This window comes from Ruegeria conchae, from assembly GCF_000192475.1.
GTDB lineage: Bacteria > Pseudomonadota > Alphaproteobacteria > Rhodobacterales > Rhodobacteraceae > Ruegeria > Ruegeria conchae.
This window is the reverse complement of sequence record NZ_AEYW01000006.1, coordinates 784,589-799,944: the sequence shown is the minus strand read 5'-3', so window position 1 is coordinate 799,944 and position 15,356 is coordinate 784,589. Positions and strand designations below refer to the sequence as shown.

The 15,356-nt window shown below is 55.3% G+C and carries 18 protein-coding genes; 9 read left to right on the top strand and 9 right to left on the bottom strand.

Going from position 1 to position 15,356, the window contains the following annotated elements; translation table 11 throughout:
• Positions 1 to 31 precede the first annotated feature (31 nt).
• Positions 32 to 703 carry a helix-turn-helix transcriptional regulator gene (locus G7G_RS0108495; protein ID WP_010440383.1) on the bottom strand — a complete coding sequence of 224 codons (672 nt, stop codon included), beginning with the start codon at positions 701 to 703 and terminating at the stop codon, positions 32 to 34.
• 21 nt (positions 704 to 724) lie between these two features.
• Positions 725 to 1,030 (bottom strand): hypothetical protein, encoded by a 306-nt coding sequence (locus tag G7G_RS0108490; protein WP_010440382.1) that lies wholly within the window; start codon positions 1,028 to 1,030, stop codon positions 725 to 727.
• Between the two features lie 219 nt (positions 1,031 to 1,249).
• Here G7G_RS0108490 and G7G_RS0108485 point away from each other — a divergent pair, with 219 nt between their 5' ends.
• The 4 genes from G7G_RS0108485 to G7G_RS0108470 all read left to right on the top strand — a co-directional run bounded on the left by G7G_RS0108485 (position 1,250) and on the right by G7G_RS0108470 (position 3,807).
• Positions 1,250 to 1,465 (top strand): twin-arginine translocase TatA/TatE family subunit, encoded by a 216-nt coding sequence (locus G7G_RS0108485; RefSeq protein WP_010440381.1) that lies wholly within the window; start codon positions 1,250 to 1,252, stop codon positions 1,463 to 1,465.
• Positions 1,466 to 1,471: 6 nt separating this feature from the next.
• Positions 1,472 to 1,930: a Sec-independent protein translocase protein TatB gene (gene tatB / locus G7G_RS0108480; RefSeq protein ID WP_010440380.1), complete on the top strand. Its 459-nt coding sequence runs from the start codon at positions 1,472 to 1,474 to the stop codon at positions 1,928 to 1,930.
• Positions 1,927 to 2,850: a twin-arginine translocase subunit TatC gene (gene tatC / locus G7G_RS0108475; RefSeq protein WP_010440379.1), complete on the top strand. Its 924-nt coding sequence runs from the start codon at positions 1,927 to 1,929 to the stop codon at positions 2,848 to 2,850. Before tatB ends, tatC begins: the two co-directional genes overlap by 4 nt.
• 114 nt (positions 2,851 to 2,964) lie before the next feature.
• Positions 2,965 to 3,807, top strand: coding sequence for an ATP-binding protein (locus G7G_RS0108470; protein ID WP_010440378.1), 843 nt, complete (start codon positions 2,965 to 2,967; stop codon positions 3,805 to 3,807).
• A gap of 59 nt (positions 3,808 to 3,866) precedes the next feature.
• Here the strand turns inward: G7G_RS0108470 and G7G_RS0108465 are convergent, their stop codons facing one another.
• From G7G_RS0108465 to G7G_RS0108435, 5 genes are all read right to left on the bottom strand, one after another.
• Positions 3,867 to 4,511 carry an SDR family NAD(P)-dependent oxidoreductase gene (locus G7G_RS0108465; protein ID WP_010440377.1) on the bottom strand — a complete coding sequence of 215 codons (645 nt, stop codon included), beginning with the start codon at positions 4,509 to 4,511 and terminating at the stop codon, positions 3,867 to 3,869.
• Between the two features lie 42 nt (positions 4,512 to 4,553).
• Positions 4,554 to 4,802, bottom strand: coding sequence for a hypothetical protein (locus tag G7G_RS0108460; RefSeq protein ID WP_029621843.1), 249 nt, complete (start codon positions 4,800 to 4,802; stop codon positions 4,554 to 4,556).
• A gap of 238 nt (positions 4,803 to 5,040) precedes the next feature.
• Positions 5,041 to 6,561, bottom strand: coding sequence for an amidophosphoribosyltransferase (gene purF / locus G7G_RS0108455; RefSeq protein WP_010440375.1), 1,521 nt, complete (start codon positions 6,559 to 6,561; stop codon positions 5,041 to 5,043).
• Between the two features lie 16 nt (positions 6,562 to 6,577).
• The gene (locus G7G_RS24370) at positions 6,578 to 6,733 is read right to left on the bottom strand and encodes a hypothetical protein (RefSeq protein ID WP_010440374.1); all 156 of its coding nucleotides are present in this window, start codon (positions 6,731 to 6,733) and stop codon (positions 6,578 to 6,580) included.
• A gap of 776 nt (positions 6,734 to 7,509) precedes the next feature.
• Positions 7,510 to 8,019 carry an Lrp/AsnC family transcriptional regulator gene (locus G7G_RS0108435; RefSeq protein WP_010440373.1) on the bottom strand — a complete coding sequence of 170 codons (510 nt, stop codon included), beginning with the start codon at positions 8,017 to 8,019 and terminating at the stop codon, positions 7,510 to 7,512.
• 447 nt (positions 8,020 to 8,466) lie between these two features.
• On the opposite strand from G7G_RS0108435, the gene G7G_RS0108425 reads away from it, so the two are divergent.
• The 5 genes from G7G_RS0108425 to G7G_RS0108405 all read left to right on the top strand — a co-directional run bounded on the left by G7G_RS0108425 (position 8,467) and on the right by G7G_RS0108405 (position 12,989).
• A complete protein-coding gene (locus tag G7G_RS0108425) occupies positions 8,467 to 9,558 on the top strand; it encodes an aromatic ring-hydroxylating oxygenase subunit alpha (RefSeq protein WP_010440371.1) in 1,092 nt (363 codons plus the stop codon).
• Positions 9,559 to 9,577: 19 nt separating this feature from the next.
• Positions 9,578 to 10,012, top strand: coding sequence for a lactoylglutathione lyase (gloA, locus tag G7G_RS0108420; protein ID WP_010440370.1), 435 nt, complete (start codon positions 9,578 to 9,580; stop codon positions 10,010 to 10,012).
• 4 nt (positions 10,013 to 10,016) lie between these two features.
• Positions 10,017 to 10,415 carry a cupin domain-containing protein gene (locus G7G_RS0108415; protein WP_010440369.1) on the top strand — a complete coding sequence of 133 codons (399 nt, stop codon included), beginning with the start codon at positions 10,017 to 10,019 and terminating at the stop codon, positions 10,413 to 10,415.
• Between the two features lie 101 nt (positions 10,416 to 10,516).
• Positions 10,517 to 11,956 (top strand): glutamine synthetase family protein, encoded by a 1,440-nt coding sequence (locus G7G_RS0108410; protein WP_010440368.1) that lies wholly within the window; start codon positions 10,517 to 10,519, stop codon positions 11,954 to 11,956.
• A 19-nt stretch (positions 11,957 to 11,975) separates the two neighbouring features.
• The gene (locus G7G_RS0108405) at positions 11,976 to 12,989 is read left to right on the top strand and encodes an alpha/beta fold hydrolase (protein ID WP_010440367.1); all 1,014 of its coding nucleotides are present in this window, start codon (positions 11,976 to 11,978) and stop codon (positions 12,987 to 12,989) included.
• Positions 12,990 to 13,295: 306 nt separating this feature from the next.
• On the opposite strand, the gene G7G_RS0108400 is transcribed toward G7G_RS0108405, so the two are convergent.
• Positions 13,296 to 13,877 carry a CvpA family protein gene (locus tag G7G_RS0108400; protein WP_010440366.1) on the bottom strand — a complete coding sequence of 194 codons (582 nt, stop codon included), beginning with the start codon at positions 13,875 to 13,877 and terminating at the stop codon, positions 13,296 to 13,298.
• A 40-nt stretch (positions 13,878 to 13,917) separates the two neighbouring features.
• A complete protein-coding gene (gene radA, locus G7G_RS0108395; protein WP_010440365.1) occupies positions 13,918 to 15,282 on the bottom strand; it encodes a DNA repair protein RadA in 1,365 nt (454 codons plus the stop codon).
• Positions 15,283 to 15,356: the final 74 nt, after the last annotated feature.

Genomic DNA, 15,356 nt, shown 5'->3' with positions numbered 1-15,356 from the left:
CGGGGATATTTGTGGCCAGATGAAGCGCGGATCACCCGTAGGGGTCGTAGTCGCTCAGCCGTTTGCCGGGTACGTCTGAAAAGAGTTCTGGCAAGGGTGTGATGGCCTCGATCAGGTCGATGCGGAAAACGCGGAAGCCATTGCGAAGTTCGCACCATGCAGTGAGGGTCCAGACGCGGCCCCAGTATTCCATGTGCAAAGGGCGGATGGTGCGTTCGGTCAGGATACCGTCGATGCGGCGGTAACTTAGTTGTAATTTCTGGCGTGATTTGATCGCAGCGCGGATCGGGGCCATGTGGGCCAATCCGCGCGCAGCATCGGCAAACGGGTAGACGGCGAATTTCCAGGTGTCGGCCTCTGCCACGACTTGAGTGGGCAGTACGGCGTCAATCTTGTCGGCTAGAGATTCAGCGGCGGACTTGAGATCGGGATCGGCGGCTTCAGCCACGATGGCCATGCCGAGGTTCAGAGCCTCAAGCTCGGCAGGTGTCAGGTTCAGCGGGGGCAGGGTGATCTGTTCCCGCACCATGTAACCCACGCCGCGTTCCCCTTCGACCGGGACACCTGAGGCCACCAGCGTATCCATATCGCGATAGATCGTGCGGACCGACACCTCGAGCCGGTCCGCGATGTCCTGCGCGCGGTGCAGTTTGCCGTCGCGCAGGATCTGGATGATGTCGAACAGGCGGTCAGTGCGACGCATGACACGCCGTCTGAGCTGCGTTTACGCGGTCATATTCCATAGCACGGTCTCGTGGCGCATCTGAGCGCTTTCGGGATTGATTGCCGCCATCAGAGCGGGTGCAAAATCTTGTTGCATGAACGCAGCCGCAGCATCTTTGGCGGATTTCATATCTGCCCAGACGACATAATCTGTCCAGCGACCATCTTCGCCCTGACTCAGTTGGCGGTGGGCAAAGCCGGGGGCGGCGCGGACAAATGCCTCGGATGCTTGGCTCAGTTTCACGAATTGTTCAGGCTTTGTGCCCTCGGCAAGTGTGAAAGTGACGATTTCTGCGACATGGGTCATGTGGTTCTCCATTGAGAAGGTTTCGATATCGTCTTTCTAGGCAACCACAACTGACATAAACCTGTCAGTTGAGAAATGCGAGTCCGCAAAAAATGTGCGATCCGTTCAAATTCGTGCGCGGAATTGATCTGGCGCACTTTTGCAATGGCCCGTACGGGCGTAGACACGGGGCCAGATCGTATTCCCGGCGCGATGCGCCGACGTAGAAGGAGACAAGACATGCTCAACAATATTGGCCTTCCGGGTATCCTGCTCATTGCTGTTGTGGTTCTCGTCCTGTTTGGACGCGGCAAGATCAGCTCGTTGATGGGTGAAGTGGGTAAAGGCATTACTTCGTTCAAGAAAGGCATCAAGGAAGGTTCGGAAGAGCTGGAACAGGACGCCTCCGAGTTGGCTAAAGACGTCACCCCTGAGACAGACAAAGACAAGGTCTGAGTCTAGATGTTTGATCTGGGCTGGACCGAGCTTCTGGTCATCGGCATCGTCGCGCTGATCGTGGTAGGGCCGAAGGACCTGCCAGTGCTGTTTCGCAATGTCGGGCGGTTCGTCGGCAAGGCGCGCGGTATGGCTCGTGAGTTCAGCACTGCGATGAACGAGGCTGCGGATGAAGCTGGCGTCAATGAGATCAAGAAGGGCCTGAGCGCGGCGACCAATCCGGTCAGCACAGCCATGGACGGGATCAACGAGGCCGCGCGTGATGTGGCCAAAACCATTGACCCGACCAAGTTCGACCCGGATAGCGAGACCGGCAAACTGGCCGCTGAGCGGGCAGAGCAGGCAAAGAAGATCCAAGCCTCCACGGCCCGTGCGGCCGCTGAACGCAAGGCTAAGGAAGCCGCAGATGCGCTTGCAAAGGCGGAAGAGGCCGAAGCCGCGTTGAAAACTGAAAGCAAGTCATGACTAAAACCGACGAGATCGAGGACAGCTCGGCGCCTCTGATCGAGCATCTAGCCGAGCTTCGCACCCGGCTGATCCGGTCGGTGCTTGCCTTTATCGTGGGGATTGTTCTTGCCTTCATAGTGGCTGAACCGATCCTGCAGTTTTTAGTGCGTCCGATCGAGGCGACCCTGCGTGAGCTTGGTGATCCGTCACCAACACTGCAATACACCTCTCCACAGGAATACCTGTTCACACTGTTTCGGATATCGATGGTCTTCGGGTTTGCACTGGCATTCCCCGTGATCTCATATCAGTTGTGGCGGTTTGTAGCTCCGGGGCTTTACAAGTCCGAGAAGGGAGCTTTCCTGCCGTTTCTGATCGCATCACCGTTTATGTTCCTGTTGGGGGCGGCTTTTGCGCAGTTTGTTGTGACACCGTTGGCGATGCAGTTTTTCCTTGGGTTTGCAGATGTCAGTTCGATCTTTGCAAACCTGCTGGCCCCGGCGGCCGATGATGTCCCGGAAGAGATCATTGTTGTCCCCGAAACAACAGAAGGTGTGAAAATCACCTTCTTCGGGAAAGTTAATGAATCTCTGGATATTACGCTAAAGTTCATTCTTGCCTTTGGCCTGTGCTTCCAGTTGCCGGTTCTGCTGACTCTGATGGGCAAGGCTGGGCTGGTCTCGGCCGAGGGTCTGGGTGCCGTTCGCAAATACGCGATGGTCGGTATTCTGGTTCTGGCTGCTTTGGTGACACCACCAGATGTGATCACGCAGCTGATCCTGTTCACTGTGGTCTATGGACTATACGAAGTGTCAATCTTCCTTGTCGCCCGCGTCGAGAAAAAGCGCGAAGAACAACTGCGCGCCGACGGCTACTATGACGATGAAGAGGCCGAGGCGGATGCGGAAATGATGCAGGATTACGACGAGACAAAGTAGCCTGTATCTTGATTTCAAAAGGCGCGTCCACATTCGGCGCGCCTTTTTTATGCGCGGGCCTTGTTGTGTAGTTCGGAACATGGTTCAACTCCGCCGGAATACCCGGAGGAGCCGATGGACGATCAAGCCCTGAACCGTATCGCCGACGCGTTGGAACGCATGGCGCCCGCGCCGCTGGACGCACCCGATTTCAACACGGCCCCTGCATTTGTCTGGCATGTGGATCCGGACCGGCTGGTGCCCGTCTCGGAGGTTAACCGCGTCGATCTGGATCTGTTGGTCGGCATCAATCGCTCCCGCGATACGCTGCTGGACAACACCCGACGGTTCGCGGCTGGTTACAAGGCCAACAACGCGCTGCTCTGGGGTGCGCGAGGTATGGGAAAATCCAGCCTCGTCAAGGCAGTGCACGGCACTTTGCAAGCAGAACACCCGGACTTGAAACTCGTCGAACTGCAGCGGGAAGACATGTCCTCAGTCGCGCGTCTGCTGAACCACCTGAGATTAGCGCCGCACCGGTTCATTCTGTTCTGCGATGACCTTTCGTTCAGCCACGATGACCAACATTACAAATCGCTTAAGGCTGTACTGGATGGCGGCATTGAAGGCCGCCCGGAGAATGTCGTGTTTTACGCCACTTCCAACCGCCGCCACCTGATGCCGCGCGACATGATCGAAAACGAACGCTCCAGCGCTATTAATCCGTCTGAGGCTGTTGAAGAAAAGGTATCTTTGTCGGACCGTTTCGGCCTGTGGTTAGGCTTTCACCCCTGCGATCAGGATGAATATCTCGCCATGATCGACCGCTACTGTGCCGCCCATGGCGTCACGATCGACAAGGAAATCCTGCGCGCCGAGGCCATCGAATGGCAAGCCACCCGCGGCGCACGCTCGGGCCGCGTGGCCTGGCAGTTCTTTGTCGATCTCGCCGGGCGCAACGGTGTCCATATCGCGTAAACCGCCTGCTTCCTCTGGCCACAGATATCCCTGCCGGAGGCATGGCCCGTCAGGGCCAATCAAAGCCCGGCTACAATCCGCGCCGCCTCATCCGCGGGGCTGGTCAGCACCTCGCGGTCTTCACCGGGATGGAATCGTGCACGCACCGCTGTAGGCATCGGCGCGGGTTCAAGGATCGTAACCCGTGGACCTATGCGAGCTGTCTCAGCTGCCCAACTACGGGCCAAAGCCATTTGCGCGGCTTTGGTGGCACCGTAGATGCCATAGAACTTTTCACCTGCCTTGGGATCATCAAAGAACACCGCCTGACCTGCATCGCCTAACAGGGGCGACACATAAGGAATCAGAACCGAGGTGGCTGTCGCGTTAGTGCTGACCGCTTTGGTCCATTCCTTGGGGTCAACAAAGTTTGCTGGTGTCAGGGCCGAGGTATGGACAGCTGTATGCAGCCACAGGTCAACCTTACCCCAGCGGTCGTGAATGCCACGGCAAAGTGTCGCCATTGCATTGGGATCGGTGATGTCCATTGGGGCCAACGTGGCCGAGCCACCCTTGGCCTGAATGCGATCGTCCAGCTCTTCCAGCCCGCCTTGGGTGCGGGCGACGGCAACGATGTGATACTCGGGGGAAAGGGCTTCGGCCAGTGCCGCGCCCAGCCCGCGTGAGGCCCCGGTAATCAGGGCGATTTTGGTCTGATCGGTCATAAGTGGGGTTTGAACCCGTGCGCACAAGGCGTCAAGTCTGGATCAACTGCCAGGTATGTCGATCCTGCGGTTCTGGCCGCTTTGTCGCAGCACGACACCTTCCTCATCAATGGCGATCACCTTACCCGAGGCGACACGGCTGCCTGGCTTTACTTTCTTTACCCGCCCCGAGGACAGACGAACCAGAGCGCGCAACTCGGACTTAGGGCCAAAAATGCCCAGCACAGAGACCGAGTTTTTCTTTAGCGCACCCGCTTGCGTTGCGGCGCTTTTGACCGTTGAATTTGCCATGATCTGTGGCCGGATCGTGTACCCGGGCCCTGCATTGTGAGTGGTTTTCGGCGATCGGGTATCATGCGGCCGTTCGAACCAAAAGGGTTGCAATCCCATTTCCAATAGGTCGCTAACCCAGGTCGCCCAACCCTTTGCAAACGCATCTCGTTCAACAGAGAGTTGTCGGCGGATTCTGACCTATGAGTGCCTCCCCACCTCAGGGAAATGGCCTGTCGCTATCATTTGATTCGCCTGATCAGCCCGACGCCAGTTTGGCCGCGTTCCACGAACCGCCAACGACCTGCATATCCTCGCGTTTCTTGCTGACTCGGCTGCTGTTTTCAAGACTGTCCAGATAGTCCTCATCTACCCCGGTGATGTAGTTTCCATCAAAGCACGAACAGTCAAAGGATTCGATCTCGGGATTGCCTTCCTTGGCGGCCCAGATCAGATCGTCTAGATTCTGGTAGAACAGCGCGTCCGCACCCAGCTCTTCACGGATTTCTTCGATCTCTTTACCATTGGCAACCAGTTCGGCCTTGGTGGGCATGTCGATTCCGTAGACATTGGGGTATTTTACGGGTGGAGAAGCGCTGGCGATGTACACCTTCTTTGCTCCAGCCTCGCGGCACATCTGGACGATCTTCTTGATCGTATTGCCGCGCACGATCGAGTCATCGATCAGCAGCACATTATGTCCGTCGAATTCCAACGGCACGGCGTTCAGCTTACGGCGCACGGATTTTTGGCGCTCGGCCTGACCTGGCATGATAAAGGTTCGGCCTACATAGCGGTTCTTTACCAGCCCCTCACGATAGGGAATGCCGGTAATCTTGGCGGCTTCAAGTGCGACGGGGCGGGCGCTATCTGGCACAGGGATGATCCGGTCGATCTCTAGCCCCGAATCCTGAATCTGCTTGGCGAGTGTTTGGCCCATGCGCATCTGGGTTTTGTAAACCGACACGCCATCCAGCAGCGAATCTGGACGTGCAAGATAGACATACTCGAAAATGCAGGGCGTCAGCTTGCCTTCGACAGCCTGGAACTCATGCATATTCCCGTCGAGATCGATCAGGATCGCCTCACCTGGTCGCAGATCGCGCAATTTGTCGAAACCATTGATACCAAACGCTACGTCTTCCGAGGCAAAGGCGAAATCATCACCTTCAACGTGCGCTTCTCGCTTGGCGACCGATAGGGGCCTGATACCATATGGATCGCGGAAGGCGAGCATACCAACACCGGCGACCAGACAGATCACAGAATAAGCACCCTGTACCCGCTCCATGGTCATCTTCACACCTGCAAACAAGTTGCGGATCGGGTCGGCATTGCCATTGACCTTGATGGCGTCCGCTACCTTGTCGGCCAACACGTTTAGCAACACTTCGGAATCCGAGGTGGTGCGCAGGTGACGGCTGTATTTCGCAGTCACTTTTTCGCGCTGTTCTTCGGTGTTGGTGATATTGCCGTTGTGGACAAGGTAAATTCCGTAGGGCGCGTTCACAAAGAAAGGCTGGGCCTCGGTGGCGCTTAGCGATCCTGCAGTGGGATAGCGGACGTGACCCATGCCGATCTTGCCCAGTAGGGTTTCCGCATCGCTGGCGTTGAAGACGTCCTTGACCAGACCATTGGCTTTTTTCTCGCGGAAGAATTCGCCGTTGTAGGTGACGATCCCCGAGGCGTCCTGACCCCGGTGCTGCAGCATCAGCAACCCGTCATAGATTTCCGCAAAGACATCATGTGTCCGGCTTGCGATCCCCAAAATCCCACACATACACGGGCTCCAATTTCTATGACTTGATCTGGCTGGTGTTCAGGTCGGATCGACTGCTACTGCGTATCTGATTGGGTTGTTGCAGCCGGAATGTATGGCATGCATGCACAAGCGCCAAAGCGGCCAATGCAGAATAGAACAAATACAGCAAGATCGGCAGCTCCGATTCCATGTCGGTTCGGCTCCGACATACTGCCTATTGCCGCGCGTGTCACCAAAGGATCACATTCGCGATTTGCCGCAGGTCTGAAATGCGCCGCTCGCGGGTTTAAGATGACAAATGAGCCGACCTGTGCTGTGCTTTAGGTCAGGTGTCTGCTCCAGATGCCCGATAGTTTGGGATGGAAAATAGCCATGTGGCAGCACAAGCAAAACAATCCCAAGGAAAAGCCCGTCAAGCGTCGGTGTCACCGATGCCGAGGATCAGGCCGTGCAGCCTGTGAGATCTGCAAAGGATCTGGAACGGTCGTCAAAAGCCGTGACCAGTATGGCAAACCAATCTCAAGCCGCTGCGACGGGTGCTTTGGATTAAAGGCCATTCGCTGCAATATCTGCGGCGGTGAAGGGTTCATTTGATTTTGGATGAATCTGATACAGAATATGCGAGCGCCGAATTATAATGCTGAGAATGTTGTAAGGCGCACTGTTTTTCCGTTTCCGACAGGTTTTTCTTACAAATGAGTCCAAACTCAAGGCTGGGATGATCTTTGGGATATCTGGTGATCCAAGTTCAGCAATTGATATCCGCATTGTGAGAATTACCGGCCGTTCGCTTGCTTGAGCTCGATGACCAATCGCCAACGCGAAACAGTCGCTTGCTGCTGGCTTCGGCATTCAAAATACCGGCTATTGTCGGGGCCGGCACCATGATCGGCGCTGAGTATCTAGCAAAAGAATTTTGTTGAAGTCCTCTCGCGCTATCACTTTTAGCGGTCGACTTCTTCCTAATCACTCCTTTGCACCCTGCTTTAGGAGGAACTGGTTCTTGAAATTCTTCAGCCCCGGCATGACGTCGGCCTTGGCAATATCGTTACTTCCGTGGATTTCATGTTCCAGAAAATCTTTTAGTGCGTCGCTATCGTCGCTCACCAGCTCGATAATCAGATCATAACGGCCTGCGACCCACAGGATGAAAACAACACGTGGGTTTCTTTCAAGTCGCTCGGCCACCTGTCTTGGGGTCACGCCGGTCGCCACGTTCAAGCCAATCATTGCGTCAGTCGTGTATTCCGTTGCCACAGGATCCGACATGGCAACAATCCGCAGCATGTTGTTGTCTCGCAGTCCGCTCACCCTGTTGCGAATGGTTCCTTCCGACACATCGAGTTGCTGTGCAATTTCAGAAAAGGCCATCCGACCATCCTGCTGTAAAAGCCGGATGATCTGCTGGTTTAAATCATCCTTGGGGGATCGAATGCTCTGGGCGGCACGCGCGTTCGGTTGCTTTTTGACTGACATAGGCCTGATGCTCGATTGCTGTATTCGCAGCCAAGGTTAAGAGAGCGCATCGAAATCCGCAATTAACTCCTAGGAATCCTCTGGAGGGAAGTGCGGAAAACGACATGCTTTGATCTTCTCGCCACAGTTTCTGAAGGCCAGATTGCCGAAATTTCTATTATTTAATGCTGGATTTGTGGATCTAACAGCCAGAGTAACTAAAATATTCGAAATTCGTATCGAAATGCCGCTTTTTGACCAGATCACCTCCGATTCTTGCTCGATAATCCAATGCATAAGCGAATATCGAAGGGGAATGGCCCAAATTAATGCGATATTCGTAGAGTGAAAACCTAAGCCCGTCGCGGTGGGACAGAGCCTGAAAACAGGCCATCCGCGAGAAACGGTGAATCCATGCGCCTGCCGTTGGATCGGCGGACGCTGGTGTCAGTGTCGAAGGGAGGATAAATGACAATTGCCGAGCGAAAAGCACAGGCTTCTTGCGGGCCTCAGCACGGTCTGACCGCCGACGCATATCGCAGCGAGGAGTTCTGGCAACGGGAATGCCAGACGGTTTTAGCCAAGAACTGGGTGTTTGTCGGATTTGCCCATCAGATGAGCAACCCAGGCGATGCACAACCTATCACCTGTGCCGGCTTGCCGCTGCTGGCGGTGCGTGGTCGTGGAGGCGACATTCAGGTGTTTCACAATGTTTGCCTGCACCGCTGCATGACGCTGGTTGATAGGCCTAAGAATGTCGGCAAACTGATCCGCTGCCCTTATCATGCCTGGGCCTATGATCTGGATGGTCGCCTGCGGGCAGCTCCACATTTTGCAGGCACCGGCAAGCAAGAGTTTGACGGTTTCGACATCAAAGAGCATCGGCTGAAACCCGTACGCACTCATGTCTGGCATGACTGGATATTCGTTAATCTAGATGGGAACGCGCCTGAATTCGAAGACTATGCCGCGCCATTGATCGACCAGTTGTCGGGGATGGATTACAGCAAATTGGAACCCATTGGCCTGCTCGAATTTGGTGAGATCGACACCAACTGGAAGCTGATAATGGAGAACTTTATCGAGCCTTACCACGTCCAGTTTGTACATTCCTCGACGACGGATCAGCCGTTGGAGGATCACTATACTATCATTGATGGCACCTGCATCGGTAGCGCAGTGGACCTTGAGGAAGAATTAGGCACATCTGGCAGCTTGGGTGTGAGCTCGCGCTATCTGACGCTGTATCCCAACTTTATCCTGGGCCGCTATTTCCCGGATCAGCTGGGCGTCTATCTTAACGTGCCCATCGGTCCCGGAAAGATGCGCCAGTACCGAGCGCTTTACACCACTGAAGGCCAAAAGTTGAGCGCTGAGGAAATAGAGGCCCTCAGAAACCTCTGGTGGGACGTCCACAAGGAAGATCACGAGATGGTTGAACGCATGTTTGAGGGCCGCAAATCCCCGGTCGCCGAAGATGGGGGCCTGTTGTCGCCTGCCTGGGAAGATAGCGTGCGCGCCTTTCAGGATTTGATCGAGCGTGACGTGGCCGGCGCCTAAGTAAGAAGGAACAAGATCAATGAGCAACTCCATATCCAAAGGGTTTCGTCTGGCCCATACGATGATGCGGGTCACAGACATGGAGAAGTCGCTGGATTTCTATTGTGGAATCTTGGGCATGGAGGTGTTGCGGCGCACGGATTATCCCGAAGGGAAATTCACCAACACGTTTATCGGTTATGGCCCCGAGGCCGAGTTTCCCACGCTGGAGCTGACCGCCAATTGGGATCAGGACACGCCTTATGACAAGGGCGACGGTTGGGGCCATATCTGCATTGAAACTCCAGACGTTTACGCCGCCTGCGAGCAACTGGCAGCAGCCGGTGTAAACATCACCCGCCCGCCGGGGCCAATGAAAAACGGTACAAGGGTCATCGCCTTCTGCGAGGATCCTGATGGTTACAAGGTCGAATTGAACGAATCCATACTGAAACACTTGGCGCAGGAAGGCTGACCCAATGGGTGATACACCTCAACTTTTCAAATTCGACCTGGTTCAGAAACGCTACGACACGATGGGCGACAGCGATACGTACATTAAACCGATGGTGACCAGCGAGTTCAGCAAGTCGATGTGCGGTGGCATCAACGTTCTGAACAACATCAAGGTGCCGTGGGATCTGACCTGCGACGAGATCATTTATTGCCTCGAGGGGACGTTCCGATTGGTCTGTGACGGCAAAAGCTATGTCTGCAATCGTGGTGACGTGCTGTTTGTCCCCAAGGACAATCACATTTCCTACGAGGCGGACGGCAAATGCGTGATCTTCTATGCCGCCTACCCACACAACTGGAAACAACTGGCGGGGATCACACAAGTTCCCGGCATCGACCCTGACGATTTTGTTCCCGGCTGAACATTTTTCCGCCGTGTGACCGAGCAAACGAAACCTGAACCAACACCGAGGTGTCACCTCGGTGAAGCAAATCCAATTGCTATTCGATGGGAGGACGCCGAATGCCCAAGGACAATGCCAACGCCCGTATTTACTACGAGACATTTCACGACGCAGTAGAGCGGAACCGCACGCGTATCCCAGAAGTTCAACAACGTTTGGAAGAGGCCGGCGTCAAATATGTGATGGCTGCCTGGATCGACCTGCACGGCATTCCAAAAACCAAGCCCGTCCCGATGAGCGATTTTGAACCGCTTTGCCTTGGAAAAGGACCGCAATTTGCAGTGCATTCGATTTCTTACGTGCCCGAACTCAGCCCCGCTGACAGCGATCAGGTGGTGGTGCCGGATCTTGACGCCGTCTACGTTTGTCCGTGGGACACATCGTTGGCAATCATCTTCTCTGATCTGTATTGGGAAGACGCACCTTACAATGTCTGCCCGCGTCAGGCCCTGAAACGCGCCATGCACGAAGCTGCACTGGAAGGATACACAGGCTATGCCGGTGTTGAACCCGAGTTCATCGTGATGAAATATGACGATGCCGGCCAACCAGTGAAGGCCTTTGACGACGACCCTGCTATCGGCGTCCGCCCACGCCGTCAGGCCTTTGGCTATGACGTTGAATACTCGATCGACTCGATGGCATTTTTGAAAGACATGATCGACATCATCGAAGGACTGGGTTGGAATCTGCATGACGTAGTCGCCGAGGGTGCGTATTCACAATTCGAACTGGATTTTCATTATACCAACATGCTGGAGATGTCCGACCGTCTGGCGTTTCTGCGGATCACCTTGAAAGAGGTGGCAAAAAAGCATGGGATGTTCGTGACCTTTATGCCAAAACCAACAGTTGGCGACTGGCGATCGGGTGCGCATATCAACATGTCGATGCAACATGAAAGCCGCCCCGGTGAAAACATCTTTGAAACCCCCGACGGGGAATGGAGCGACGAAAGCCGCTGGGCCGTTGGCGGATTGATGCAGCACGCCGAAGCGATCACGGCGATCACCTGTCCGACGGTGAATTCCTATAACGGATTGGTGCCTCGTGTCGGTGGGTTTGAGGGTGGCACTGTCACTTGGGCTCCGACCAATATCACCTATGGTTTCAACAATCGCTCGGCCCAATTCCGTCTACCACAGAGCCGCCATTGCATTGAAAACCGCGCCTGCGATATGACCATGAATGTCTATCTGGCAATGGCGATGCATCTGAGTTGCAGTGTTAAGGGGATCAAGCACAAGATCGACCCGGGCAAACCAACGGATTTTGATCTCTACTCAAAAACCGAAGCTGAACTTGCCGAGTTGGGGATCCGTCGATTGCCTCGCACTCTGTTCAATGCGATCGAGGCTTTACGGGGCGACACCATGGCAGAACATGTGATGGGCCCCGTGATGCGTCAGTCCTACCTAGAATACAAGAATGATGAGTGGGAGCGATACCACCAATCGGTTACCGATTGGGAAGTGCAGGAATACCTTCGGCTCTACTAAAAGCGGGAAGGGCTAGACAATGGCGGATTATCAGATCTACGAGTTGGGTGACCTTCCGCTCTTGTCGGGTGAGATGCTCAATGATGCCAAGCTCGCCTATCAGACCTACGGCACATTGTCTGCGGCAGGTGACAATGTCATCGTTCTGCCGACATTTTATACCGGCACAAATACCCGCAACGAAGGCTTCTTTGGTCCGGGTCGCGCGATTGATCCGGCGCGGCATTTCATCGTCAGCCCCAACCTGTTTGGCAATGGTCGTTCGTCATCACCATCGAATACGCCTGCGCCGCAGGACGGGCCGCGGTTTCCGCTGGTACAAATGTGGGACAACATTGCTGCCCAGCACCGGTTGGTCCACGAACATCTGGGGATCGAAAAAATCGCCCTTGTCGCGGGTTGGTCTATGGCGGGCTGTCAGTCCTATCAGTGGGCAGCGCAATACCCGGACATGGTTCAGGCGATCCTGCCATTCTGCGCCTCAGCCAAAACCTCACCACACAATTTCGTCTTCCTCGAAGGGGTTAAGGCGGCCCTTTGTGCGGATCAAAAATGGAATGGTGGCAACTATGCTAGCCCACCCGAAGCAGGGCTGAAGGCCTTTGGTCGAGTTTACGCAGGCTGGGCTTTCTCTCAGACCTTTTATCGCGAGGGTCTTTATCGGCAGATGGGTTTCGAAACTATCGAGGAGTTATTGCAGGATTGGGAGCGTGATCATGTGCAGGGCTGGGATGCCAACGACCTGTTGGCAAAGCTTGCAACCTGGCAGGCAGGCGATATCTCTGCCGGACCGCTGTACAATGGGGATTACAAACTAGCACTGGGTGCCATTAAAGCTCGTGCCATCCTGATGCCTTGCACGCAGGATTTATACTTTCCACCAGAAGACAATGAAATTGAAGCCAGCTTCATGCCCAACGCCATCTTCCGCCCGCATCATTCGCCCTGGGGCCATTGCGCTGCGAACCCAGGAAGTGACAAGGGCTTCATGACGCAGCTAGATGCCAATATTCGTGAACTTCTTGAAAGGTAGCACTTGTTGAAAAACTACGGGGCAGTTGAAATTCACTAATCACCCGTTTCTTCCTTCGAATGAAGGGCAAAACAATCGCAACCAAAACGCAAACTGTTAGCTTTGAACTGTTTGGCTTATTTCTTCAACGTTCAAAAATCCGCTTTATTACGTGCAGCAGTCGCTAATACCAACCGCTACACTGGTCCAATTGAGCTCACAGCTACACTGCGCACTTGTCGTAGACCAGCAAACATGGTCTTCGACAAGAGCCGGAACGGGGTGGATTGATCACCTCATTCCTTATTACAGGCCTAAATGGCGTGATCAGCCGTCGGATGCGTCCGTTGAATTATCTGCAGTGCAGCTTGCGACCAGCTCCTCGTACTGAGCGGTGACCCAGCCCAGCGCGGCTTCGGGGTTTTGTTCTTCGATCTTGCCGCTGAACTGTTCAAAGACTTTTGCCGAGCGGCTTTCGTCGACCATCGTGTAAGACTGGCCGGTCATTACGGTGTCGTAGACAAAAAAGGCAATCGCAACCAGCAGGATGCCGCGTGCGATGCCGAAGAAGAACCCAAGTGCCTGATCCAGACCACCGATCGCGGAACGCTGCACCAGAGAAGAGAACAGTGGTGTAAAGATACTGACGACGATCAAGGCAACAGCAAAAACGGCGGCAAAGCCGGTGATAACCGAAAGCTCACAACTGTCGCGCAGGAATTCTCCGACGACGGGCACTTCTTTGACCAGTGGCACGGCCTGCGGCGCGAAGATGAAGGCCAGGACGGCAGCGGCAACCCAGCCAGCGATGGCGAGAACCTCGCGCATGAAACCACGCGAATAGGCCAACAAGCCCGACAGCACGATGATCAGGGCCACAACCCCGTCAATTATTGTAAAACCTTCCATGGCCCTCGCCTGTTCGTTTTCTGCCTCTCAAGGCGCGACTTTAACCTGCTCCGAACGTTTCGCCAACAAACCCCACCAAATCAGAGGGTCGGGTGAGTGTCAGACCTGCCACAGTGCCAGTTTTGCCACCTGCCGGAGCAATTGCCGCTGTGAAACCAAGTTTTTGCGCTTCTTTCAACCTGTTTTCTGTCTGAGGGGCCGGTCTAAGTGCCCCAGATAGCGAGATTTCTCCGAAAACGACTGTATCGGCAGGTAGGGCAGTATCTTCACGGGCACTTAGCAGCGCAGCTGCCACTGCGAGGTCTGCGGCAGGTTCGCTGACTTTTAGTCCTCCAGCGACGTTTAGATAGACATCAAGCCCAGCAAAGGGGATGCCGCAGCGGGCCTCGAGCACCGCAAGGATCATCGCAAGACGTCCGCTATCCCAGCCCACAACGGTACGGCGAGGCTGCGAATGAGGTGATGGAGCAACCAGCGCCTGCAACTCGACCAGCACGGGGCGGGTACCTTCGATGCCTGCGAAGACCGCTGACCCGGGGCTCGGTGTACCGCGTTCGGAAAGGAAGAGGGCCGAGGGGTTGGTGACCTGCGCCAAGCCCTTGCCGGTCATCTCAAAAACGCCAATCTCATCTGCAGGGCCAAAGCGGTTCTTTACCGCGCGCAGAATACGAAATTGATGGCCGCGTTCGCCTTCGAAATAGAGCACTGTGTCGACCATATGTTCGACCACACGCGGACCTGCGATCTGGCCTTCTTTGGTGACATGGCCGACCATGATGATCGAAACGCCGTGGCGTTTGGCAAAAGTGGTCAGTTCATGCGCGGCGGCACGAACCTGCGAAACTGAGCCTGGTGCGCTGTCTACATTGTCTGCCCACATGGTCTGGATCGAGTCGATGATGGCGAGGCCGGGTTTTTCGGCCTCTAGCGTAGTGAGGATATCCCGCAAATTGGTTTCGGCTGCCAGTTGAACGGGAGATTCTTCCAAACCCAACCGACGTGCACGCATCCTGACCTGCGCGCTGGCCTCTTCACCTGAGACATAGATTGTTTTGATACCGTTGCGCGCGAAGCGCGCGGCAGCCTGCAGCAGCAGGGTTGATTTGCCTATGCCGGGATCGCCCCCCACCAATAGGGCCGAGGCGGGGACGAGGCCGCCACCGAGGACACGATCGAGTTCTTCAACTCCACACAAGGTGCGGGGCGGGGGTGTCTCCTCGGTTGAAAGATCGGAGAGCGTGATCGACTGGCCACGCTTGCCGCCCAGCGATTTCTTGGCCGGTCCAGCGGAGAGGGGCGCTTCCTGAATGATAGTGTTCCATTCGCCGCATGCGTCGCAGCGTCCGGACCATCTTGTATGTGAGGCACCGCAGGCGGAGCAGGTGAAGGATTGTGTCTTTGCCATGTCGCCCTTCGTGCCCGAGGAAGGACGGTTCTTCAAGCCCTCGCGGGCTTTCCTCACCGCCGATAGCGTGGCGC

Excerpts from the sequence above, each read along its gene's own strand:
- tatC (WP_010440379.1), top strand. The coding sequence starts at position 1,927 with ATGACTAAAACCGACGAGATCGAGGACAGCTCGGCGCCTCTGATCGAG.
- G7G_RS0108485 (WP_010440381.1), top strand. The coding sequence starts at position 1,250 with ATGCTCAACAATATTGGCCTTCCGGGTATCCTGCTCATTGCTGTTGTG.
- G7G_RS0108415 (WP_010440369.1), top strand. The coding sequence starts at position 10,017 with ATGGGTGATACACCTCAACTTTTCAAATTCGACCTGGTTCAGAAACGC.
- G7G_RS0108425 (WP_010440371.1), top strand. The coding sequence starts at position 8,467 with ATGACAATTGCCGAGCGAAAAGCACAGGCTTCTTGCGGGCCTCAGCAC.
- gloA (WP_010440370.1), top strand. The coding sequence starts at position 9,578 with ATGAGCAACTCCATATCCAAAGGGTTTCGTCTGGCCCATACGATGATG.
- G7G_RS0108465 (WP_010440377.1), bottom strand. The coding sequence starts at position 4,511 with ATGACCGATCAGACCAAAATCGCCCTGATTACCGGGGCCTCACGCGGG.
- G7G_RS0108410 (WP_010440368.1), top strand. The coding sequence starts at position 10,517 with ATGCCCAAGGACAATGCCAACGCCCGTATTTACTACGAGACATTTCAC.
- tatB (WP_010440380.1), top strand. The coding sequence starts at position 1,472 with ATGTTTGATCTGGGCTGGACCGAGCTTCTGGTCATCGGCATCGTCGCG.
- G7G_RS0108490 (WP_010440382.1), bottom strand. The coding sequence starts at position 1,030 with ATGACCCATGTCGCAGAAATCGTCACTTTCACACTTGCCGAGGGCACA.
- radA (WP_010440365.1), bottom strand. The coding sequence starts at position 15,282 with ATGGCAAAGACACAATCCTTCACCTGCTCCGCCTGCGGTGCCTCACAT.
- G7G_RS0108460 (WP_029621843.1), bottom strand. The coding sequence starts at position 4,802 with ATGGCAAATTCAACGGTCAAAAGCGCCGCAACGCAAGCGGGTGCGCTA.
- G7G_RS24370 (WP_010440374.1), bottom strand. The coding sequence starts at position 6,733 with ATGGAATCGGAGCTGCCGATCTTGCTGTATTTGTTCTATTCTGCATTG.
- G7G_RS0108470 (WP_010440378.1), top strand. The coding sequence starts at position 2,965 with ATGGACGATCAAGCCCTGAACCGTATCGCCGACGCGTTGGAACGCATG.
- G7G_RS0108495 (WP_010440383.1), bottom strand. The coding sequence starts at position 703 with ATGCGTCGCACTGACCGCCTGTTCGACATCATCCAGATCCTGCGCGAC.
- purF (WP_010440375.1), bottom strand. The coding sequence starts at position 6,561 with ATGTGTGGGATTTTGGGGATCGCAAGCCGGACACATGATGTCTTTGCG.
- G7G_RS0108435 (WP_010440373.1), bottom strand. The coding sequence starts at position 8,019 with ATGTCAGTCAAAAAGCAACCGAACGCGCGTGCCGCCCAGAGCATTCGA.
- G7G_RS0108405 (WP_010440367.1), top strand. The coding sequence starts at position 11,976 with ATGGCGGATTATCAGATCTACGAGTTGGGTGACCTTCCGCTCTTGTCG.
- G7G_RS0108400 (WP_010440366.1), bottom strand. The coding sequence starts at position 13,877 with ATGGAAGGTTTTACAATAATTGACGGGGTTGTGGCCCTGATCATCGTG.